This window comes from Stomatobaculum longum, assembly GCA_000242235.1.
Taxonomy (GTDB): domain Bacteria; phylum Bacillota; class Clostridia; order Lachnospirales; family Lachnospiraceae; genus Moryella; species Moryella longum.
Genome location: JH590862.1, coordinates 494,524 through 515,748, shown reverse-complemented (window position 1 = coordinate 515,748; position 21,225 = coordinate 494,524). Strand labels below are relative to the sequence as shown.

19 protein-coding genes and 1 other annotated feature (1 of these 20 only partly in view) are annotated in these 21,225 nt (G+C 59.1%); all 19 genes read left to right on the top strand.

Features of this window, described 5'->3' with window-relative positions:
• The first annotated feature begins 20 nt into the window (after positions 1-20).
• The 19 genes from HMPREF9623_RS05325 to rplA all read left to right on the top strand — a co-directional run bounded on the left by HMPREF9623_RS05325 (position 21) and on the right by rplA (position 21,183).
• Positions 21-1,103, top strand: coding sequence for an ATP-binding protein (locus tag HMPREF9623_RS05325; protein ID WP_009532878.1), 1,083 nt, complete (start codon positions 21-23; stop codon positions 1,101-1,103).
• A 17-nt stretch (positions 1,104-1,120) separates the two neighbouring features.
• On the top strand, positions 1,121-3,370 hold the full coding sequence (locus HMPREF9623_RS05320; RefSeq protein ID WP_009532877.1) for a DUF5682 family protein: 2,250 nt from the start codon (positions 1,121-1,123) through the stop codon (positions 3,368-3,370).
• 11 nt (positions 3,371-3,381) lie between these two features.
• Positions 3,382-4,569: a VWA domain-containing protein gene (locus tag HMPREF9623_RS05315; protein WP_009532876.1), complete on the top strand. Its 1,188-nt coding sequence runs from the start codon at positions 3,382-3,384 to the stop codon at positions 4,567-4,569.
• A gap of 76 nt (positions 4,570-4,645) precedes the next feature.
• Positions 4,646-5,149: a QueT transporter family protein gene (locus HMPREF9623_RS05310; protein WP_009532875.1), complete on the top strand. Its 504-nt coding sequence runs from the start codon at positions 4,646-4,648 to the stop codon at positions 5,147-5,149.
• A gap of 38 nt (positions 5,150-5,187) precedes the next feature.
• On the top strand, positions 5,188-6,597 hold the full coding sequence (gene murC / locus HMPREF9623_RS05305; protein WP_009532874.1) for a UDP-N-acetylmuramate--L-alanine ligase: 1,410 nt from the start codon (positions 5,188-5,190) through the stop codon (positions 6,595-6,597).
• 141 nt (positions 6,598-6,738) lie between these two features.
• On the top strand, positions 6,739-7,788 hold the full coding sequence (locus tag HMPREF9623_RS05300; protein ID WP_009532873.1) for a DnaD domain protein: 1,050 nt from the start codon (positions 6,739-6,741) through the stop codon (positions 7,786-7,788).
• A gap of 13 nt (positions 7,789-7,801) precedes the next feature.
• Positions 7,802-8,815, top strand: a complete 1,014-nt coding sequence (locus tag HMPREF9623_RS05295) for an ATP-binding protein (protein ID WP_009532872.1) — start codon at positions 7,802-7,804, stop codon at positions 8,813-8,815.
• 35 nt (positions 8,816-8,850) lie between these two features.
• Positions 8,851-10,035 carry a ribose-phosphate pyrophosphokinase gene (locus tag HMPREF9623_RS05290; RefSeq protein ID WP_009532871.1) on the top strand — a complete coding sequence of 395 codons (1,185 nt, stop codon included), beginning with the start codon at positions 8,851-8,853 and terminating at the stop codon, positions 10,033-10,035.
• Positions 10,036-10,050: 15 nt separating this feature from the next.
• A complete protein-coding gene (gene proS, locus HMPREF9623_RS05285; protein WP_009532870.1) occupies positions 10,051-11,490 on the top strand; it encodes a proline--tRNA ligase in 1,440 nt (479 codons plus the stop codon).
• 99 nt (positions 11,491-11,589) lie between these two features.
• Positions 11,590-12,807, top strand: coding sequence for a CCA tRNA nucleotidyltransferase (locus HMPREF9623_RS05280; protein ID WP_242822156.1), 1,218 nt, complete (start codon positions 11,590-11,592; stop codon positions 12,805-12,807).
• Positions 12,804-14,516 carry a hypothetical protein gene (locus HMPREF9623_RS05275; RefSeq protein ID WP_009532868.1) on the top strand — a complete coding sequence of 571 codons (1,713 nt, stop codon included), beginning with the start codon at positions 12,804-12,806 and terminating at the stop codon, positions 14,514-14,516. Before HMPREF9623_RS05280 ends, HMPREF9623_RS05275 begins: the two co-directional genes overlap by 4 nt.
• A 424-nt stretch (positions 14,517-14,940) precedes the next feature.
• Positions 14,941-15,957, top strand: a complete 1,017-nt coding sequence (gene mreB, locus HMPREF9623_RS05270) for a rod shape-determining protein (RefSeq protein ID WP_040799757.1) — start codon at positions 14,941-14,943, stop codon at positions 15,955-15,957.
• Positions 15,958-15,961: 4 nt separating this feature from the next.
• A complete protein-coding gene (gene recD2 / locus HMPREF9623_RS05265) occupies positions 15,962-18,187 on the top strand; it encodes an SF1B family DNA helicase RecD2 (protein WP_009532866.1) in 2,226 nt (741 codons plus the stop codon).
• Complete coding sequence (locus tag HMPREF9623_RS05260) at positions 18,180-18,920, top strand: ComF family protein (RefSeq protein ID WP_009532865.1); 741 nt, start codon at positions 18,180-18,182, stop codon at positions 18,918-18,920. Before recD2 ends, HMPREF9623_RS05260 begins: the two co-directional genes overlap by 8 nt.
• A gap of 133 nt (positions 18,921-19,053) precedes the next feature.
• Positions 19,054-19,203: a 50S ribosomal protein L33 gene (gene rpmG, locus HMPREF9623_RS05255; protein ID WP_009532864.1), complete on the top strand. Its 150-nt coding sequence runs from the start codon at positions 19,054-19,056 to the stop codon at positions 19,201-19,203.
• Between the two features lie 20 nt (positions 19,204-19,223).
• Positions 19,224-19,427 carry a preprotein translocase subunit SecE gene (gene secE / locus HMPREF9623_RS05250; protein WP_009532863.1) on the top strand — a complete coding sequence of 68 codons (204 nt, stop codon included), beginning with the start codon at positions 19,224-19,226 and terminating at the stop codon, positions 19,425-19,427.
• Between the two features lie 15 nt (positions 19,428-19,442).
• The gene (gene nusG / locus HMPREF9623_RS05245; RefSeq protein WP_009532862.1) at positions 19,443-19,976 is read left to right on the top strand and encodes a transcription termination/antitermination protein NusG; all 534 of its coding nucleotides are present in this window, start codon (positions 19,443-19,445) and stop codon (positions 19,974-19,976) included.
• Positions 19,977-20,043: 67 nt separating this feature from the next.
• Entirely contained in the window at positions 20,044-20,469 is a 426-nt protein-coding gene (rplK, locus tag HMPREF9623_RS05240) for a 50S ribosomal protein L11 (RefSeq protein ID WP_009532861.1), read from the top strand.
• Between the two features lie 18 nt (positions 20,470-20,487).
• The gene (gene rplA / locus HMPREF9623_RS05235; RefSeq protein WP_009532860.1) at positions 20,488-21,183 is read left to right on the top strand and encodes a 50S ribosomal protein L1; all 696 of its coding nucleotides are present in this window, start codon (positions 20,488-20,490) and stop codon (positions 21,181-21,183) included.
• A gap of 36 nt (positions 21,184-21,219) precedes the next feature.
• Positions 21,220-21,225, top strand: a sequence feature (ribosomal protein L10 leader region); it runs 129 nt beyond the window's last position.

Genomic DNA, 21,225 nt, shown 5'->3' with positions numbered 1-21,225 from the left:
CAATGAGAAAAGGAGACAGGATGGAACAGAAGGAAGTACAGCGCCGCGCGGCCGAGAGCCTGTTCGCGGATGAAATCGCCGCACTTCAGGCGGCGGAACAGAACGAAGTCCCCGAGGGGTGGAATATGTCGCCGCGCTCGGTGCTCACCTATATTCTCGGCGGCAAGGCAGGGGATAAGGTCATCAGCCCGAAGTATATCGGCGACCGCCGCCTTGTCGAGATTGCGGTCGCGACACTGCTCACCGACCGCTCGCTCCTCTTGATCGGCGAACCCGGCACCGCAAAGTCCTGGCTCTCGGAGCATCTGACCGCGGCCATCAACGGGGAGTCGGGGCGTGTCGTGCAGGGCACGGCCGGCACGACCGAGGAGCAGATTCGCTATTCCTGGAACTACGCGCTCTTGATTGCCGAGGGCCCGAGCGAGCGGGCGCTCGTAAAGACGCCCATTTTCCGCGCGATGGAAGAAGGCAAGATTGCGCGTTTTGAGGAAATTTCCCGCTGCGCGCCGGAGGTGCAGGACGCCCTCATTTCCCTGCTCTCGGAGAAGCGGATTTCGATTCCGGAATTGAACCGCGAACAGGCCGCCCTGCGCGGCTTCTCGCTGATTGCGACCGCGAATACGAGAGACAAGGGCGTGAACGAAATGTCCGCCGCGCTGAAGCGCCGCTTTAATATGGTGATTCTGCCGAGCCCGAAAAACCTCGAGGCGGAGGTCGAAATTGTGGAGACGCGTCTGCGTCAGCTCTCGGCGGAACTTCGCCTGCCGGCGGTTTTGCCGGCGGAGGCCGCCGTCCGCAAGGTCTGCACGGTATTCCGCGAGCTTCGCGCGGGGCAGACGATTGACGGCGCCCAGAAAGTCAAGACAACGCAAAATGTACTCTCGACCGCGGAGGCGATTTCACTCCTCGTGAACAGCATGGCACTGGCCGGAAGCTTCGGCACCGGCGAAGTGCAAGACAGTGACCTCGCGGCAGCGCTGCAGGGCGCGATTGTCAAAGACGAAGAGAAGGATCGGAAAATCTGGGAAGAGTATCTCGAGCACATCATGAAGCGGCGCGGCAGCGAGTGGGCAAAGCTCTATGACGCCTGCCGCTCGCTGTGAGCGAAGAGAGGGGCGGCATGGAGAGCGGGGAAAGAGCGCCGGTCTTTGTCGGTATACGCCACCACTCGCCGGTCGGCGCCCGCTTTATCTGGGAACTGCTCCGGGAGCGGCGGCCCGCCTGCGTTCTGATTGAGGCGCCTGCGGACTTTGAAAGCCTCATTGACCGGCTTGCGGATCCGGAGCTGAAGCCGCCGTTTGCCGTAATGGCCTATACGACGGAGGCGCCGGTGCGGAGTGTCCTATACCCGTTTGCGGTCTATTCCCCCGAGTACCGGGCGCTGCTCGCTGCGCGGGAACTCGGCATTCCGGTCGCCTTTTGCGATTTGCCCTCTTCCTATATGCTGGGCCTGCAGGGCGCCGTGGAGCGCTACCTCGACCGGAAACGGGACGAGGCAGCGGAAAAAAAGACAGAGAGCGCCACAGAACCCGATGACATGGAGGGCTTCTGGGAGCGCTATCTCGAGCAGAGCCCGACGCTCGAAGACTATCTCGAGCGCTCCCGGATCTTCGGCGAAGAAGTGCGGGCCGCCATGCCCGGTGAGCGCTTTGAACAGGCGCACAATGCGGTCCGGGAGGCCTATATGCGCCGCGTGATTGCGGAAAAAATCGCAGCGGGGATTCCGGCGGACCGCCTGGTCGTTCTGACCGGTGCCTTTCACACACCGGCACTTTCCGCGGGGGAGCTGCTCGACGATGCAGCGCTTCAAAAGCTGCCGCAGTGCAAGGCTGAGCTCACACTGATGCCCTACTCGTACCGGCGTCTTTCGAGTCGCTCGGGCTATGCGGCCGGCAACCTGGCGCCCGCCTATTATGAGCTGCTCTGGGAAGCGCTTGCGGCAGGGAAGCCCGAGAGCCACGCCGCGCGCTATCTGTCCGCGCTGGCCGTACACATCCGGGAGCGGGGCGGCCTGGTCTCTTCGGCGGAAGTGCTGGAGGCGACCTTACTCGCCGAGAGCCTCACAAGGCTCCGCGAGGGCGTATATCCGACACACGAGGAACTGAAGGATGCCGCCGTGACCTGTCTGGGGCACGGGAGTTTCGGCGAGATTGCCGAGGGAATCGCGCTCACGGACATCGGCACGAAGATAGGCCATGTGCCGATTGGCGGGCTGCTCACCTCAATTCAGCGAGATTTTGCGGATCAGTGTGCGGACTTAAAGCTGAATTTCGGCCCGGTCGCGGAAAAACTCCGCCTGGATCTCCGCGAAAATCGCCGCGCAAAGAGCGAGAAGAGCGCCTTTTTACAGCTGCGCCGCTCCTTCTTTTTGCAGCGCCTGCGCCTTCTCGGCATCGGTTTTGCCGCTTTGCAAGGCAGCAGACAGCAGGATGCGAGCTGGGAGGAAAACTGGGTTTTAAGCAGGACGCCGGAAGCGGAGATGCAGCTCGCCGAGGCCGTCTTAAAGGGCGACACGATCGCGCACGCCGTGAGCTTTGATTTGCAGGAGAAACTCACGGCAACGGAACAGATTGCGGAGATCACGGAGCTCTTAGAGAGCGCCTTTCTCTGCGGCATGCCGGAGCTTTTGCAGGCGGCGGTCAGCCGTCTTGACAGCGCGAGTATCGATGAGATTAGCATCGAGGAGATTGCGCGGACAGCCAAAATTCTATCGCGCATGCTGCAGTTCGGGGATGTGCGGCAGTCGGATGTTTCGGTGCTTCGCCCCATTTTGGAGCGCCTTTTGCTCCGCGCGGGTCTTACCCTCACGGACGCCTGCTTCTGCGACGATGAGGCGGCGGGACACCTCGCAAAGAGCATCGAGGAGATCCAGCGTATTTTCAGTGTCGAGAAGGGGCTGCCGAGCGAAAAGTGGGAGCATGCCGTTCGGGAACTTTCGCGCCGGGACGATTTAAACGCCAAGCTCTCGGGGCTTGCGACGGCAATACGCCTCGATCTCGGCGACCTCGGCGAGGAAGAACTCTCGCAGGAGATCAGCCGCCGCATGTCGGTCGGGCTTCGGGCGGAACTCGGCGCGCTCTGGTTTGAGGGGCTTTCGCTCCGCAATCACTATGCGCTGATTGTGCGGCGCGTGGTCTGGGAGAGTCTGAGCCGCTACATCGATGCGATTCCCGAGGACTGCTGGCAGCGCGCCATGGTATTTCTGCGCCGCGCCTTCGCGACTTACACGGCGGGCGAAAAGGATATGGTCGCGGAGAATCTGGCGGAATTCTGGGGCTTACAGAAGGAGCAGGTCAGCGAAGTGCTGAATGCGGAACTGAGTCGGGAGGAGAGTCAGGCGCTCGAATCCTTTGATTTTGACGATTTCTAGGGAGACAGGACATGGACGAAAACGAAGCGCGCATCCGGAAGTGGAGATTGCTGCTCGGCCGGGAGAGTGAGGCGAAGTGGAGTGCCTACGGAAAGGACAGTGCGCCCTACCTGTCCGAAGAAGACAGACAGATGGACGCCGCGCTCGAGGCGATTTACAATGCCGATGCCTACTTCTCCTACGGCGATACGCAGCCCGGCGGCGGCAGCGGCAGGGGTTCCGCCGTTATCAGCCGCTGGCTCGGCGACCTTCGGACCCTCTTTCCGCCGGAACTCGTAAAACTTGTGGAAGGCGATGCCGTGGAGCGCTGCGGCATGAAAGAGCTTCTGTTTGAGCCGGAGCTTCTCGACGCCGCCGAGCCGAGCGTGGACCTCGGCAGCATGCTGCTCCTCTTAAAGGATCAGGTGCCGAAGCAGAGCCGGGAGAGTGCGCGCCGCTTTATTCAGCGCATTGTCGAGGAAATTCAGCGCCGTCTCGCGGAAGATGTGCGCCGTGCGGTCGTGGCCGCCTGCAAGCGGACAGAGCACACGCCGATTCCCTCGGCGACGGGACTTGATTTTAAAAAGACCATACGCCACGGCCTCAAAAACTACGATGCGGCGAAAAAGCGCATCCTCCCCGAGAAGTACTACTTCTTTGCGAAGCAGCAGAACAACGTCGCCAAGTATCACATTATCCTCGACATCGACCAGAGCGGCTCGATGGGAGAGTCGGTGCTCTACGCCTCGGTCATGAGCAGCATCCTCGCCTCGCTCCGCGCCGTGAAGACCCATGTGGTCGCCTTTACGACGGAGGTTGTCGACCTCAGCGATAAGATCGAGGATCCGGTCGAGCTGCTCTTCGGCTTTCAGCTCGGCGGCGGCACCGACATCAACAACTCGGTCAAGTACTGCGAGACATTGATTGAGGAACCGAAGAAGACTCTCTTCTTTTTGATTACCGACCTCATGGAGGGCGGCAACCGCGCCGCGCTGATGCGTCGCATTGCGGCGATGAAGGAGGCTGGCGTCCGCATGATTGTGCTGCTCGCGATTGCGGACGGCGGTGCCCCCTATTACGACGAACACAACGCAAAGCACCTTGCCTCGCTCGGCATTCCCTGCTTTGCCTGCGCACCGGAGCGACTGCCGGAACTCCTGGCGGCCGCACTGAAAGACGAAGATCTCTCACAGTTTTCCGGTGAAGCGCGAAAAGGATGAAAATCCGTGCTATAATGTTGCACCGGTGAGTTCGAGACCATCCTCACCTAAAACAAAACTATGGAGGAAACAAAAAATGAGAGAAACATCCCTTGGCAACACGCGGGCGCTGGTGAATGCCGCGCTGCTCGCCGCAGTCTACGCCGCGCTGACTTATGTCACGAAGCCCATCAGCTTCGGCGCCGTGCAGTTTCGTGTCTCGGAGGCGCTCTGCATCCTGCCCGTCTTTACGGTCGCAGCCGTGCCCGGGCTCTTTGTGGGCTGCTTCCTCGCAAACTTCCTGTCCGGCGCTGCGGCGCTCGATGTGATTTTCGGAAGTCTTGCGACGCTGCTCGGTGCCTACGGCACTTACCGGCTCCGCGACAAAGGCTATCTCGCGGCCCTGCCGCCCATTCTCTGCAACGCGCTGATGATTCCCTTCGTGTTGCGCTACGGCTATGGGATTGAGGGCTTCCTGCCGTTCTTTGTGTTGACGGTCGGTGTCGGCGAAATCATTGCAGTCGGAATTTTGGGAAATATGCTCCGCCTCGCGCTGCTTCGCTACGGCAGCAGGCTCTTTCCGGAGGGCAGCATAGGCTGAGTGAGCTTGACGAATCGGATTGGTTGAGGAGAGACAGAATGGATACAGTCAGTATTGATTTCAAAAAGCCCTGCCACGTCTATTTTATGGGCATCGGCGGCGTCAGCATGAGCGGTCTCGCGGAAATTCTTCGGAAAGAAGGATTCTCGGTGAGCGGAAGCGACGCGAAGGAGAGCGAGTTCACAGAGCATCTGAAAACGCAGGGCATACGGATTTATATCGGACAGCGGGCGGAGAATCTCAGCAGTCCGGTTGACTATGTGATTTATACGGCGGCCATTCACCCGGATAATCCGGAGTTTCGGGAGGCAAAGCGGCAGGGCATTCCGATGCTGAGCCGCGCGGAACTCCTCGGGCAGCTGATGCGCTGCTACGGGGAGAGTATCGCGGTCAGCGGCACGCACGGAAAGACCACGACAACCTCGATGCTGTCTCTCATTCTGCTCGCGGCAAAAAAGGATCCGACCATTTCGCTCGGCGGAAATCTGGATGCCATCGGCGGCAATATCCGGGTCGGCGGCAGCGATACCTTTCTGCTCGAGGCCTGCGAATATACAAACAGCTTCCTGTCCTTTTTCCCGACGCTTGAAGTTATTCTGAACATCGAGGCAGATCACCTCGACTTTTTCAAGGATATCGACGATATTCGCCATTCGTTCCGGCGCTTTGTGCGGCGCATGCCGGAGAACGGCAGTCTCGTCATTGACAATCGGATCCGGGATTACCGGGAAATTGTCGGGGATTTCAAGGGCAAGGTCGTGACGGTGGGAACCGAAGCGGCGGACTATTATCCGACGGATATCCGCTTTGACGAACGCGGCAACGCGGCCTTTACGCCGACGGAGCACGGGAAGGCTTTGCCGCGCATTCAGCTTTGCGTGCCGGGCGAGCACAATGTCTACAATGCGCTCGCGGCTCTGGCGGCCTGCCGCCTGCTCGGCATTCCGGCGGAGACTGTGCGCGAGGGGCTCGAGGCTTACCGCGGCACGGAGCGACGCTTTGAGAAAAAGGGCGAGTACCGGGGTGCGGTCATCGTGGACGACTATGCGCATCACCCGCAGGAAATCGCGGCGACTTTAAAGGCGGCAAAAAATTATCCGCACAAGGCGCTCTGGTGTGTTTTTCAGCCGCACACCTATACGAGAACCAAGGCACTTCTGCCGGACTTCGGCAAGGCGCTCGAGGGCGCGGATCATGTGCTGCTCGCCGATATTTATGCGGCGCGGGAGACCGATACCCTCGGCATCAGCTCGCGCGATGTCGCAGAGGCGATCAATGCGGACCAGCCCGGCAAGGCGCGGTATTTCGGCAGCTTCGGTGAAATCGAGGATTATCTCGACAAAGTGACAGAGCCCGGAGACCTTGTGCTCACGATGGGCGCCGGCGATATTTTCCGGGTCGGCGAAGAACTTTTAGAGCGGGCAAAAACAGCCGATGTGAAAAAATAAGACCTGAAAAGTCGCGAAATAAGCCGGTGTGCGAAACTGCACACCGGCTTTTCCACAGCCTTGTGGATAAATTGTGGAAAAAGATGTGAAGTTCTCGGGGATACTTTATGTTAAGATGAGCAGTGAGAAAAGGAGGATGAGATGAAAATTATTTTTCAGGGCGACGCCGCGCCCGGCGTGACGGTCGTCTCCAACGAATTTATCGACCGCTATATGCCATCGGTAAACGGCGCATATGTCAAGGTTTATCTCTATCTCCTGCGCCATCGGGGCGAGGAGGTCACAGACGCCCGGATTGCGGACAGCTTAGAACTCACGGAGGGCGATGTGAAGCGCGCGCTGCTCCGCTGGCAGCGGGAAGGACTGATTGCGGGCGATATCGGACAGGACAGACTCCGGGAGACAGAGAGCGGATATGAGCTGCCCAAAACGCCGCCGGAGCCGGAACCGCTGCCCGAGAACCCGGAGCCGGAGTCGACGGAACCCGTTCTGCCGCCGGCCAAACTGCCGGACAAATCCGGCGTGGATTTCCGGCGCCTGCAGGATGACAGCGAATTTGCGGGTTTAAGTTATGCACTGCAGCGCTATCTCGGCAGAACCTTTTCGCAGACGGACACCGAGACCGTAGCCTATCTCTACGGGACGCTCGGCATGTCGGCGGATTTGCTGATTAAACTCGGCGAGTACTGCGCGGAAAAGAAAAAGAGTTCGCTCCGCTATTTCGAAAAAGTTGCGCTCGACTGGTACGAGAGAGGCATCCGGACGCCGGAGGAGGCCGAGCAGCGCGGCCAGAGCTATACCAAAGAGGTCTATGCGGTCTTAAAGGCTTTCGGCATCCGCGACCGCGGTCCCGGCGTCGAGGAACAGAAGTTTATCGAGAAGTGGTACCGCGAGTATGCGTTCTCCGAGGAACTGGTCGTAGAGGCCTGCAGCCGGACTCTTCGCCATGTCAATAAGCCGAGCTTTCCCTATGCCGACGGCATTCTGACCAGATGGCATCGCGCGGGCGTGCACAGCATGCAGGATATCGCGGAAGAGGACAAGAAGCGGGAGGAGACCGGCAGAAAGAAGGGCGCGGAGAGCGGCGCCAAAAAGAACGGGACGCGCTTTCACAATTTCGAGGAGCGGGAGGAAGATCCGAACGACCTCGTGCTGCAGCAGCTCAAGCGTAAGCTCGAGCAGGAGTCCTGAGAGGAGGTAGGGCGTGGCACTCAGCAATACAGAGTACAATGCCATTTTGCGCGAATACGAGGCACTGCAGGCCGCGAGGCAGCAGCTGCTGCGGGCGCGGAAGGCAGAGTTGAACCGTGTGCTGCCCGGCTACCGCGCGCTCGAGCAGGAAATTGCCGACCGCGCGATGGCGCGCTACCGCGCAGCCGTCGGCGGAGACAAGGAAGCGCTGACGGGCCTGAAGGCGGAACTCGAGGAACTGGAAAAGCAAAAGAGTGCGCTTCTTTGCACGGCGGGGTATCCGGACGATTTCCTTGCGCCGCCCTATCACTGCGAGCACTGCAAAGACACCGGATTTGCGGACGGCGAAAAATGCCGCTGCTTCCGGCAGAAGATGATTGCGCGGCTCAGCCGCCAGGGAAGACTTGCGGCGAGCATACGCGAGGAGAATTTCAAACATTTCTCGCTCGACTACTACAGCGACGAGCGAAAGGTACCGGGCCTCAACATGAGCGAGCGCGCCTACATGGAACAGCTTGTGCTCGCACAGTGCAAGGCCTATCTCAGAAATTTCGACAAGCGAAAGGGCAATCTGCTGTTCACCGGAAAACCCGGGCTCGGCAAGACTTTTCTCTCGCACTGCATCGCCGGGGAGCTCTTGTCGCGCGGCAAGACCGTCGTCTACCTCAGCGCGGAGGAGCTGTTTTCCCTGCTCGCCGCAACCCAATGGCGGCAACGGGCGGAGAGCGACGAGGAAAAAATCAGGGCGCGGGAGGAGAGAGAATTCCGCGAGTACATTTACGGCTGCGATTTTCTGATCATAGACGACCTCGGGACAGAGTTCGGCAATGCCTTTACGGCCTCGGCGTTTTTCACGCTCTTAAACGAGCGTCTCATCACAAAGCGCGGAACGCTGATCTCCACCAATCTGGACCCGAAGCAATTAAAAGCGCAATATACCGAGAGAAGCACATCGCGCATTTTGGGCGAATATGATATACTTCCCTTCTATGGAAGCGATATCCGCGCAAAGAAGCGCAAGCAATAGTTTTCCGAATCATCGAAGAAAAAGGAGCAGAACAGATGTCGAACGAAGACAAAGAGATTGAGACCATTCCGGTGGGACCGCTTGGGCTGGTGCCCTTAAAGAGCTGCGAGGAGCTCGGGAAAAAGGTCGATGCCTATCTGGTGCGCTGGCGGAACGCGCGGCAGAGCGAGCACAAGGACACGCTTGCGTTCATGGGCTACGAGAAAGACTCCTTCATTGTGCAGAGCCAGATTAACCGCTTCGGCACGGGCGAGGGCAAGGGAACGCTCTTACAGTCGGTGCGCGGCAAGGATCTCTTCCTCATGGTGGATGTCTGCAACCACAGCCTGACCTATTCGCTCTGCGGCATGACCAATCACATGTCGCCGGACGACCACTTTGCGGATCTGAAGCGCGTCATCTCGGCGGCGGCGGGCAAGGCGCGCCGCATCAATGTGATCATGCCTTTCCTCTACGAGAGCCGCGTGTCGCACCGAGACGGCAGAGAGTCGCTCGACTGCTCGCTCGCCCTGCATGAGCTCGTCAACATGGGTGTTGACAACATTCTGACCTTCGACGCGCATGAGCCGCGCGTGCAGAATGCGATTCCGCTGAAAGGCTTCGAGACCGTGCAGCCCATCTACCAGTTTATCAAGGCGCTCCTCCAGACAGAGACAGAGCTCAAGGTAGATTCCGAGCACATGATGATTATCAGCCCGGATGCGGGCGGCATGGGCAGAGCGATTTACTTTGCGAACATGATGGGCCTCGATGTCGGCATGTTCTATAAGCGCCGTGATTACACGCGTCTGGTCGGCGGCAGAAACCCGGTTCTTGCGCACGAGTTCCTTGGGGCGGATGTTACCGGCAAGGATGTGATTGTCGTGGACGACATGATTTCCTCCGGCGAAACCGTGCAGGAAGTCGCGCGAGAGTTGAAGCGCCGCGGCGCGCGGAAGGTCTTTGTCTGTGCGACCTTCGGTCTCTTTACGAACGGCCTCGCGCGCTTCGACCGCTACTATGAAGAGGGCATGATTGATAAGATTTTCACGACCAACCTGGTCTATCAGAGCCCGGAGCTCTTAAGCCGCCCCTACTATGTGAGCGTCGAGATGAGCAAATACATTGCACTTTTGATTGACAGTCTGAATCACGATACATCCGTGAGTGAGCTCCTGCAGCCCAGCGAGCGCATTCACCGCGCGCTCACCAAGCACAGAGCCGCGCAGGAACGGAACTAAGGGAGAGAGGGAAGTATGGCAGAGGAGAAAAAAGCGGTCAAAGAGATTACTTCGATGGAACAGGATTTCGCACAGTGGTATACCGACATTGTGCGGAAGGCAGAGCTCTGCGACTATACGAGCGTCAAAGGTTGTATGGTCATTCAGCCCGCCGGATATGCAATCTGGGAGCGCATCCAGAGCCTTCTGGATCAGCGCTTCAAGGCGACAGGCGTAAAGAATTGCTACATGCCGCTTTTTATTCCCGAGAGTCTTCTCGACAAGGAGAAAGATCATGTTGAGGGCTTCGCGCCGGAAGTCGCCTGGGTTACGCAGGGCGGTCTTGAGCCCCTGCAGGAGCGCCTCTGCGTGCGCCCGACCTCGGAGACGCTGTTCTGCGATTACTATGCGAAGCACGTGCACTCTTATCGCGATTTGCCGCAGGTGCTGAACCAGTGGTGTTCGGTGGTGCGCTGGGAGAAGACGACCCGTCCTTTCCTCCGCTCCCGTGAGTTCCTCTGGCAGGAGGGACACACCGTGCACGCGACCGAAGAGGAGGCACAGGCGAGAACCGAACAGATGCTGAATCTCTACGCGGATTTCTGCGAGCAGGAGCTCGCGATTCCGGTGGTGCGCGGTCAGAAGACCGACAAGGAGAAGTTTGCCGGTGCGGTCGCAACCTATACGATCGAGTCTCTGATGCACGACGGCAAGGCGCTGCAGAGCGGCACGAGCCACAACTTCGGAGACGGGTTTGCGCGCGCCTTCGGCATGCAGTTCCAGGACAAGGACAACAGTCTTAAGTACATGCACCAGACTTCCTGGGGCATGACAACCCGTATGATCGGCGCGCTCATCATGGTGCACGGCGATGACTCCGGCCTCAAGATGCCGCCGCACATTGCGCCGGTGCAGGTCACGATTGTCCCGGTCGCGATGCACAAGGAAGGTGTTCTGGAGCGCGCTAAGGCGCTCGCGGCAGAGCTCAGAGCGGCAGGTGTTCGCGTCAATGTAGACGACACGGATCGCCGCCCCGGCTTTAAGTTCGCCGAGTGCGAGATGCGCGGCGTGCCGCTTCGCATTGAACTCGGACCGAAGGACATTGAGGCAGGCAGCTGCGTGCTGGTGCGCCGCGATAACGGCGAGAAGTCTGAGGCAGCACTCCAAGGCATTGCGGCAACGGTTTCGGATATGCTCGAGACCATCCAGAAGGCCATGTTCGAGAGAGCCAAGCAGCATCGCGACACGCACACCTATGATGTGACTACGATGGAAGAGTTTGCGGAGACCGTTAAGAACCGTCCGGGCTTTGTCCGCGCGATGTGGTGCGGCGACCAGGCGTGTGAAGACAAAATCAAAGAGGAGACGGGGGCAACCAGCCGCTGCATTCCGTTCGCCCAGGAAAAGCTCGCGGACCGCTGTGTCTGCTGCGGAAAACCTGCGAAGAAGATGGTTTACTGGGGTGTTGCATACTAAAACGCAGAGAGCTGCCGCGGCAAACGCGATGGCTCTCTTTTTGGCGTTGCGGAGAGGAGTGTGATGCGCATGCGCTTGCCGGAGACGGTGAGAGACATCTTGAACAAATTGGAGACGGCCGGCTTTCAGGCCTATGCGGTCGGCGGCTGTGTGCGGGACAGCATTCTGGGAAAAGAGCCGGACGACTGGGATCTCACGACCGATGCGAGACCGGAGGAGGTTAAGGCCTTGTTTCCGCGCACGGTCGATACCGGGCTGCAGCACGGCACGGTGACGGTGCTGCTCGGCGGAGAGGGCTATGAGGTCACGACCTACCGCATTGACGGCAGCTACTCGGACGGGCGGCACCCGGACAGCATCTGCTTTACGCCCTCGCTCGCGGAGGATTTAAAGCGCCGGGACTTCACCATCAACGCGATGGCGGTCTCCGAGCGCGGAGAACTTGTGGATCTCTTCGGCGGACAGGAAGACCTCGCGCGCGGCTGTATTCGCTGCGTCGGGGATCCGTATGCGCGCTTTCGGGAGGATGCGCTTCGCATGCTCCGCGCGGTGCGTTTTGCGGCGCAGTTGAATTTTGAAATAGAGGCCGAGACTTTCAAAGCTCTCACGGAGCTTTCGTCCAATTTGGCGCGGGTCAGCAAGGAGCGGATTCTCGCGGAACTCACGAAACTGCTGCTCTCGAACCACCCGGAGAAACTGGAACTTCTGTATGTGGCCGGGCTGGCACCCGAGATGGCGGCGCATTTCCCGGGCGTGCATCTCGACAGCCGGGCGGCAAGACTGCCGCGCTGCAAGGCGCTGCGCTTTGCGGCGGCCGGTGAGCGGATCACACCGGAGGCACTCGGTAAGTTGCTCACCGAGTTAAAGAGTGACCGCGCGACGAGAGACCGGGCGGTATTATTGCTGACTGCCGTACACAAGCCGTTGCCGGAGAGTGAGACGGAAGTCCGGCGCTACCTCTCGGATATCGGGCACGACGCCTTCACCGAGCTGCTTCTCCTCAAAGAGGCGGGCTACGGCAGTGAGGAGACTACAGGGGGCGTTGAACAGCGGACAGAGCGGATTGCAAAGCTTCGCGCGCTGCGGCAGGAAATTGCGGAGCGGGGGGACTGCCTGGAAATTCGCGGTCTCGCGCTCGGCGGAGCGGAGCTTCTCGCGCTCGGCATTCCGAAGGGACCGGCGCTCGGCGCTTGTCTGCGCGCGCTGCTCAATGCAGTGCTGGAAGAACCGGCGCGAAACGAAAAGACATATCTCTACGCCCATGCGGCGGCGTGGCTGGAAGCGCAGAAAAAAGAGAACGGGGGAGCGGTGAAATGAGAGTGCGAAAGCTGGCGGCAGCGGTGCTCGGTCTCTGCCTGACGGTGACAGCCCTTTGGGGCTGCGGGAAGGCAGAGCGGACCACACAGGCAGGCCATGCGGCGGATCCGCTGATCTGGTACAACCGAAGCGGGCTCTACGCCTGCTTTCCGGGAGAAAACCCGCAGGAAATCGCGGGCTTTGACAGCGCAGGGGAGACCAATGCGGTGCAGCGTTTTCTGGGCCGCCACGATCCGACCCAGGATGTGCGGTTTGACGAGACGCGGGAACAAGTCTATTTCTGCCGGAATTACCGGGAGGACACAAGCTACGGCTTTTTTTCGGGGGAACTCTGCGCGCGGAAGTTCGGCGGTGCAGTCGAGACCGTAGCGGCGGATATTGTCAAATACGAGCCGACGGCAGGCGGCACACTGCTCGGGGAGGATAAGACAGGGGCGCTCAGCCTGTATCGCCGGACGGAGAAGAGCTGGCAGGGAGAGGTACTTGCGGCTCTGGTGCTTGATTTCCGGGTGAGTGCGGACAGACAGTCGGCGGTCTACCTGACCGGCGACGGAAATTTATACGCCCTGCGCCTCACGGAGAGCGGCGAACAGCGCGGTGGGGCCGTAAAGCTGGCCTCCGGAATGCAGCAGATTAGCTTCGCAAGTGCGGATTTACGGCAGCTTTACTGCAGCGATGCGGGCGGCTCGCTCTGCTACAGCGCGGATTTGCACCCTGTGCAGGTTGTGAGTGTCGATGTGGATCAGAGCATCTTTATCCGGAAGACAGGGCACGCCTATTATCTGCGGGACGAGCACAGTGTTCCGGAAGAACAGCAGCAGAAGAAAGCAGTTTCGGATGTGAAGGAGCGCGGCGAAGAGCTAGCGCGTCGGGAGAGCGAAGCCACAGCGGAAGAGCCGGACGCGGCTTCGGCGCAACAGCAGACAGCGATGAGCGAGATTACGCCGGCAGAGGGCAAGACGCTCTGCTATTTTGACGGGACAAAGAATCAGATACTGCTGCACAATGTGTCGCGGCTCAGCGCAGTCTACGCAGACCGCGTGCAGGCGGACCGCGCGCTCGCCTGGCAGGGCAGCGGGAGCGGCTTCTCGATTTATCTGTTGCGAGACAGCGCGGCGCTGAACACCGGGTTGCACCTCATTGACCAGGGACTCCTGGACCTCGCACTCGATGCGGGGGAAGATAAGTTCTACTATGTGCTGTTCCGGCCGGACGGAGAGGGCGAGCAGGATCCCCAGCGCGGCACAGTCTTTGCGCGGGCTTACACAGCGGAGGAAATTGAGAAGGAAGAGGCGCTCTTTTCCGGCGTGAGCGGTATTTCCAACGCGCAGGGTGGCAATGTTTTTGCGGGCGCGGAGAACCCGAACGAGAGCTATGCGAGTCTGGTGGTCGACGGACAACAGCTCGCCGAGCGCGTTGCGAGTTACGAGCGCGTCAGCGAGACGGGCAAGGCGCTCTTTTATCTGAAGGACGTGTTTCCGAACGGCGACGACAAGGGCGGAACTCTGGTCAAGTGGGACGGCGGTGCGGACAACAGCGGGGAGGCGCTCTTCTACGGCGTCAGTGATTACGAGGCGGAGGAGGACGGCAGTGCGGTCCTCCTCACCGGGTACGGCGATACAAAGGAGCTCTGGTACTACGGCGCGGACGGCACAAAACAGCGTCTCGACGAGGCGGCGATTGCCTTTCGCCACAGGGAATCGGAGTAATAAAAAAAGCATCCGCTGCGAGTCGGATGCTTTTTTTTGTGGAACAAAATATGCAAATGATCTTAAGAGGGGGATCTCAGATCAGGAGCTGGTAAGGGGGGCCGGGCGGGGGTAAGCCGCCCGGTATGAGTATGAAAAAGCTTTGCGGTCTCAGCCAACTGAAACCAGGGCATTTCCGTCATCATTTCTGATGACAAGGATATAATACCTGAGATCTGTGTCGAAAGTGTGGCGGCCCTCTAAAAAAAACATAAAGTTTCTGAATAAAGCCGGTCGAAGTCATTAAGACAATTTAAATGCGCTTTCTTGGGAAAAGGCTTTTATTGCGCAATACTTTTGGATATAATGAATTCCAAACATTGTCAAGAGGTTGTGAGGGCGCAGGCTCTCTTTTTATACTGTCCGGAGGGGTTTCATGTTTAATATGTTTGGAATGAGTTCAAATGACATCGGCATCGACCTGGGTACCGCGAGTATCCTGGTCTATATCAAGGGAAAGGGCGTTGTCTTAAAGGAACCGAGCGTCGTCGCGATTGACCGCGACACCAACCGCATTCTCGCAATCGGCGAGGAGGCGCGTCTCATGATCGGCCGTACGCCCGGCAATATCATTGCGATTCGCCCGCTGCGCCACGGCGTCATCTCGGATTACACCGTGACCGAGAAGATGCTCAAGTACTTTATCAACAAGGCGGTCGGCAAGAAGACCCTGCTCCGCCCGCGCATCGCGGTCTGCATTCCGTCCGGTGCGACCGAGGTCGAGAGAAAGGCCGTCGAGGATGCAACCTACCAGGCGGGCGCGAAGGAAGTCTCGATCATTGAGGAGCCGGTCGCGGCGGCAATCGGCGCGGGCATCGACATTTCGAAGGCCTGCGGCAACATGATTGTCGACATCGGCGGCGGCACCACGGATATCGCCGTCATCTCCCTCGGCGGCCCCGTCGTCTCAACTTCGATCAAGGTCGCGGGCGATGACTTTGACGAGGCAGTGGTCCGCTACATGCGAAAGAAGCATAACCTCCTGATCGGTGAGAGAACCGGTGAGGATATCAAGATTCAGATCGGCGCGGCCTACCGCCGTCCCGAGGTGCTGACCATGGAGGTGCGCGGCCGTAACCTGGTCACCGGTCTGCCGAAGACCATCGTCGTGACTTCGGATGAGACCCTCGAGGCACTGCAGGAGCCGGCAATGCAGATTGTCGACGCCGTGCACAACGTGCTCGAGCGCACCCCGCCGGAGCTCGCAGCCGATATTTACGACCGCGGCATTGTCTTTACGGGCGGCGGCTCTCTGATTTACGGCCTCGATCAGCTCTGCCAGGAGAAGACGGGTATCACAACCATGATTGCCGAGGCACCGCTCACGGCGGTTGCGATCGGAACCGGAAAGTTCATCGAGTTCCAGAACGGCGACAGCGCAGACGCAAAGAAGGAGTATTGACCGGATGGACTCGCTGAGCGGCTTTGTTGAGAAAATCAAGTACCGGAACGAGGAGAATGGCTATGCGATTCTCAGCGTGGAGAGCGGCGGCGAGGACTATGTGCTGGTCGGTACCTTTCCGATGATATCGGAAGGTGAGTATATCAGCGCAGAGGGACATTTTCAGCTTCACCCGACCTACGGCGAACAGCTGGCGGTCGAGACATACGAAATCAAGACGCCGGAGGACAGCGCAAGCGTGCAGCGCTACCTGTCCTCCGGCGCTGTCAAAGGGGTAGGCGAGGCACTCGCGAAGCGTATCGTCAAAAAGTTTAAGAACGACACGCTTCGCATTCTCGAGGAGGAACCCGAGCGCCTTGCGGAGGTGAAGGGCATCAGCGAGCGCCTTGCGATGGAAATCGCGGGGCAGATTGAGGAGAAGCGGGAACTGCGCCGCGCCATGCTCTTTCTCTCCGGCTACGGCATACGGATGAACCTCGCCGTCAAGATTTACCAGCGCTACGGAGATGAGGTCTACACCCTGCTCCGCGAGAACCCCTATCGAATCGCGGACGATTTGAGCGGCGTCGGCTTTCAGACCGCGGATGAAATCGCGCGGCGCATGGGCGTCCGCGCGGACGCGGAGACCCGGATCCGGAGCGCGGTGCTCTATGTGCTGCGCCTCGCCGTGCAGGAGGGACACTGCTATCTCCCTGCGTCGTTGCTCACGGAGCGCCTGAAGGCACTGCTCCGTTTGGAGCCGGAGAACCTGCGGCAGCTGTTGCTGGATTTGCAGATGGAAAAGCGCCTGGTCCTTCGGTGCGCCCCGAACGACGCGGAAGAAACGCGGGTGTATCTCGCAAACTATGACCGCATGGAACTGCATGTCGCCGCGATGTTAAAGGAGCTGGATATCCGGGAGACAACGGGGCATACGCGCGCGGAGGAACAGCTCGCACTGCTCGAAGAGGAAGAGGCCGGACTCGTGCTCGACGAGACCCAGCGGCGCGCTGTGCTCGCGGCTGTACAGTCCGGCCTGCTCATAATCACCGGCGGTCCCGGCACCGGCAAAACCACGACCATCAATGCGATTATCCGCTGCTTTGAGGCGGAGGGCGCGGAGATTCTGCTCGCGGCGCCGACCGGACGCGCGGCGGCGCGGATGACAGAGGCGACCGGGCGGGAGGCGAAGACCATACACCGCCTGCTCGAAGTCACGGGCGCGCCGACCGGCGACGGGGAGGGCGATTCCGGGCGGGAGAGCTGGAGCACAGTCCGCTTTGACCGCAACAAGGAGCAACCGCTCGAGGCCGACTGCATCATCATCGATGAGATGAGTATGGTGGATTTACGGCTCTTCCATGCGTTGCTCCTCGCGGTGCCGGTCGGCGCCCACCTGATTCTGGTCGGCGACAGCAATCAGCTGCCCAGTGTCGGCGCGGGCAATGTGCTTCGCGATTTGATTGCCTCCGCCTGCCTGCCGGTCGCGCAGCTCACGCAGATTTACCGCCAGGCTGCGGAATCCGATATTGTGGTGAATGCCCATAAGATGATGGACGAGGAGCTCATCGATCTCGGGAAGCGGAGCAAGGACTTTCTGTTTATCCGGCAGGGGAGTGCGGAGGGTGTGATTCAGACCATGCTCCGGCTCATCACGGAGAAATTGCCGGCCTATGTCGGCGCGGATGCGAAGAGCATCCAGCTGCTCACGCCGGTGCGCCGCGGCGCGCTCGGCGTCGTGGGGCTGAACCCCGTGTTGCAGGCCAAGTTAAATCCGCCGGGGCATGGAAAAGCGGAGCGGGAATTTCCCCACGCGCTGTTCCGGGTCGGCGACAAACTCATGCAGATTAAGAACAATTACCAGCGCGGCGTCTACAACGGCGATGTGGGGATTCTTTCCGACATCAACCGCTTCTCGGAGACCTTGACCGTCCGCTTCGACGAAGGACGGGAGGTCGAGTACGGCTTTGCGGATGTCGAAGAGCTGGAGCTCGCCTATGCGGTCACGATTCACAAGTCGCAGGGTAGTGAGTACCCGGCTGTCGTGATTCCGGTCTTTAGCGGTCCGAGGATGCTAAGAACGCGCAATCTGATTTATACGGCGGTGACGCGCGCCAAGAAGTGCGTGGTTCTGATCGGGGAGCCGTCCTATTTCTATGAAATGGTCGCGAATACCAAGGAGCTCGGGCGCTATACCGGTCTGGCAGACAGGCTGCGGGAGTTGTTGCAGCAGGAGGCGCAGATTGAGTGAGAACCTCGGGGAGAGCTTTGCGGAGACGCTGCTCTCTGTCATTTTTCCGCGGCGCTGTCCGGTCTGCGGCGAAATTGTCCTGCCGAAGGGACAGCGCATCTGTCCGCCCTGCGTGAAGAAACTTGATTTTGTGCGGGAACCGCGCTGCCTGAAATGCGGGCGCACGCTTGCGGATGAACAGGCGCGCTACTGTCATTCCTGTGAGACGAGAGAGCGGAGCTTTGAAAAAAATCTGGCGCTTCTCTTTTACGATGACTGTATGCGCCGCACGATGGCTGCGGTCAAGTATCACCATAAAAAAGAGTACCTCGCGCCGCTCGGACGCCTGTTGGCACTCAAGTTTGCGGCGGAACTTAGAAACTTTCGGGCGGATTGCCTGCTCCCGGTGCCGTTACATCCGGAGAGACGCAGAAGCCGCGGTTTTAACCAGGCGGAGGAACTCGCGCGGGAAGTCGCAAAAGAACTCGGACTGCCGCTCTATACGGACCTTCTGCTGCGACACAAGAAGACAGCGGCTCAGAAGAGTCTCGGGCCGGACGCGAGAATCCGGAATCTCGCAGAAGCTTTCCGCGTGGATGAGACCTTGCTTTCGGCGCGCGGTGTGCGCCGCGTGATTCTGGTTGACGATATTTTCACAACCGGGAGCACGATTGAGGCCTCGGCCCGGGTGCTCCGGGCGGCGGGCGCGGAAGCCGTGATGTCGGTCTGCCTCTGCATTGTGCCGGAAGACTAGAGAAAATGCGCGTTTCTTTGGGGGTGCGCCTTGACAGCACCCCCGGGATGCGCTATAGTGACTCTGCGATAGAAGATGAGAGGTCTTTTTTTTTTGACTTCAATCGGCAAATTTGAAATGGGAGGTGGAGACCATGCGTACGAGAATTACTCTTGCCTGCACAGACTGCAAGCAGCGCAACTACAATACGACAAAGGATAAGAAGACGCATCCGGATCGTATGGAAGTGAAGAAGTACTGCAGATTCTGCAAGACGCACACATTGCACAAAGAGACAAAGTAATCTTTGAGAAAGGAAGCAAGATGGCTGAGAACGAGAAGACAAATTCCGAGAAAAAGGGATTTGTGGATGGCCTGAAAGCCGAATTCCGAAAGATTGTCTGGCCGACACAGGAAGTGCTGGCAAAGCAGACCGCTGCGGTCGTTGCAGTCTCCCTCGTGCTGGGCACGATTATTGCCGTACTCGACTGGGCTTTCCGGTTGGGGCTGACACGCGTATTTCAGTGAGAAGTGGGAGAGCGCATGGCTGAAGCAAGTTGGTATGTTGTGCATACCTATTCGGGATACGAGAACAAGGTGAAGGTTGATATCGAGAAGTCTGTGGAGAACCGGAAGTTACAGGATCAGATCCTGGAGGTTTCCGTTCCGACACAGCCGGTCACGGAGCTCCGGAACAATGTCGAAAAGACGATTGAGCGGAAGATGTTCCCCGGCTATGTGTTAATCCGCATGATTATGAACGATGAGACCTGGTATGTTGTCCGCAACACGCGAGGCGTCACGGGCTTTGTGGGACCGGGATCCAAACCGGTGCCGCTCTCCGAGGAGGAGATGCAGAAGCTCGGCTTTGGCGGCGGAGAGCAGATGGCAGTGCGCGAGGTCGTTTTGGAGTTTGCGCCCGGCGATACCGTCACCGTTGTCAGCGGCCCCTGGAAGGACGCGGTCGGCAAGGTAGCGGCAATCAACGAGAAGAAGAGAACCGTGACGCTGCCCATCGATATGTTCGGCAGAGAGACGCCGGTGGAGTTCGAGTTCACCCAGGTAAAGAAGTTGTAATTTTCCCGCAAGGGAAGGTTGCGTGGAAGGGGCATAAGCCCCGTCATGACCACAAGGAGGTGCCATTATGGCAAAGAAAGTTACTGGCTACATCAAGTTGCAGATTCCGGCAGGCAAGGCGACCCCGGCTCCACCCGTAGGTCCGGCTCTTGGCCAGCACGGCGTGAACATTGTCGAGTTCACGAAGCAGTTCAACGCGAGAACCGCTGACAAGGGCGATCTCATCATCCCCGTTGTCATCACGGTTTACGCAGACAGAAGCTTCAGCTTCATCACCAAGACCCCGCCGGCAGCAGTGCTTTTGAAGAAGGCTTGCAAGCTGCAGAAGGCTTCCGGTGTTCCGAACAAGGAGAAAGTCGCGACCATCTCGAAGGACGAAGTGAAGAAGATCGCCGAGATGAAGATGCCCGACCTCAACGCAGCGAGCATTGAGTCGGCTATGAGCATGATTGCCGGCACAGCCCGTTCGATGGGTATTGTTGTCGAGGACTAATGGGGAGGAGATGAGACCATGAAGCACGGAAAGAGATATACAGAGGCAGCGAAGCTCGTTGACCGCAGCCAGTACTATGATGTTGCAGATGCAGTCGGCGTGATCAAGAAGACCGCCAATGCGAAGTTCGATGAGACGGTCGAGTTACATGTCCGCACGGGCGCAGACGGCCGTCACGCAGATCAGCAGATCCGCGGCGCAGTTGTTCTCCCGCACGGTACCGGCAAGACGGTCCGCATCCTCGTGTTCGCAAAGGGACCGAAGGAGGATGAGGCTAAGGCAGCAGGCGCTGATTTTGTCGGCGGCCAGGAGCTGATCCCGAAGATCCAGAACGAGGGCTGGCTTGATTTCGATGTCGTCGTCGCTACCCCGGACATGATGGGCGTTGTCGGTCGTCTCGGTAAGGTGCTCGGCCCGAAGGGCCTCATGCCGAACCCGAAGTCCGGCACGGTCACGATGGATCTGACCAAGGCAATTGCCGATATCAAAGCAGGTAAGGTTGAGTACCGTCTGGACAAGACCAACATCATCCACTGCCCGGTCGGCAAGGCTTCCTTCACCGAGGAGCAGCTGAGAGAGAACCTTCAGGCGCTGCTGGATGCGCTGAACAAGGCGAAGCCGTCGTCCCTGAAGGGCGCTTACATGAAGAGCGCCGTGCTCACGAGCACCATGGGCCCGGGCGTGAAGCTCAACACTGCGAAGATTGCAAACTAAAAGCTTGACAAAAAGCTGATTTCATGTTAGCTTTTAACAGCT

What these genes read in the sequence shown, in the direction of transcription:
- HMPREF9623_RS05320 (WP_009532877.1), top strand. Translation starts at nt 1,121, where the DNA reads ATGGAGAGCGGGGAAAGAGCGCCGGTCTTTGTCGGTATACGCCACCAC.
- rplK (WP_009532861.1), top strand. Translation starts at nt 20,044, where the DNA reads ATGGCAAAGAAAGTTACTGGCTACATCAAGTTGCAGATTCCGGCAGGC.
- HMPREF9623_RS05290 (WP_009532871.1), top strand. Translation starts at nt 8,851, where the DNA reads ATGTCGAACGAAGACAAAGAGATTGAGACCATTCCGGTGGGACCGCTT.
- HMPREF9623_RS05275 (WP_009532868.1), top strand. Translation starts at nt 12,804, where the DNA reads ATGAGAGTGCGAAAGCTGGCGGCAGCGGTGCTCGGTCTCTGCCTGACG.
- proS (WP_009532870.1), top strand. Translation starts at nt 10,051, where the DNA reads ATGGCAGAGGAGAAAAAAGCGGTCAAAGAGATTACTTCGATGGAACAG.
- HMPREF9623_RS05310 (WP_009532875.1), top strand. Translation starts at nt 4,646, where the DNA reads ATGAGAGAAACATCCCTTGGCAACACGCGGGCGCTGGTGAATGCCGCG.
- nusG (WP_009532862.1), top strand. Translation starts at nt 19,443, where the DNA reads ATGGCTGAAGCAAGTTGGTATGTTGTGCATACCTATTCGGGATACGAG.
- recD2 (WP_009532866.1), top strand. Translation starts at nt 15,962, where the DNA reads ATGGACTCGCTGAGCGGCTTTGTTGAGAAAATCAAGTACCGGAACGAG.
- HMPREF9623_RS05325 (WP_009532878.1), top strand. Translation starts at nt 21, where the DNA reads ATGGAACAGAAGGAAGTACAGCGCCGCGCGGCCGAGAGCCTGTTCGCG.
- rpmG (WP_009532864.1), top strand. Translation starts at nt 19,054, where the DNA reads ATGCGTACGAGAATTACTCTTGCCTGCACAGACTGCAAGCAGCGCAAC.
- rplA (WP_009532860.1), top strand. Translation starts at nt 20,488, where the DNA reads ATGAAGCACGGAAAGAGATATACAGAGGCAGCGAAGCTCGTTGACCGC.
- HMPREF9623_RS05300 (WP_009532873.1), top strand. Translation starts at nt 6,739, where the DNA reads ATGAAAATTATTTTTCAGGGCGACGCCGCGCCCGGCGTGACGGTCGTC.
- mreB (WP_040799757.1), top strand. Translation starts at nt 14,941, where the DNA reads ATGTTTGGAATGAGTTCAAATGACATCGGCATCGACCTGGGTACCGCG.
- secE (WP_009532863.1), top strand. Translation starts at nt 19,224, where the DNA reads ATGGCTGAGAACGAGAAGACAAATTCCGAGAAAAAGGGATTTGTGGAT.
- HMPREF9623_RS05315 (WP_009532876.1), top strand. Translation starts at nt 3,382, where the DNA reads ATGGACGAAAACGAAGCGCGCATCCGGAAGTGGAGATTGCTGCTCGGC.
- murC (WP_009532874.1), top strand. Translation starts at nt 5,188, where the DNA reads ATGGATACAGTCAGTATTGATTTCAAAAAGCCCTGCCACGTCTATTTT.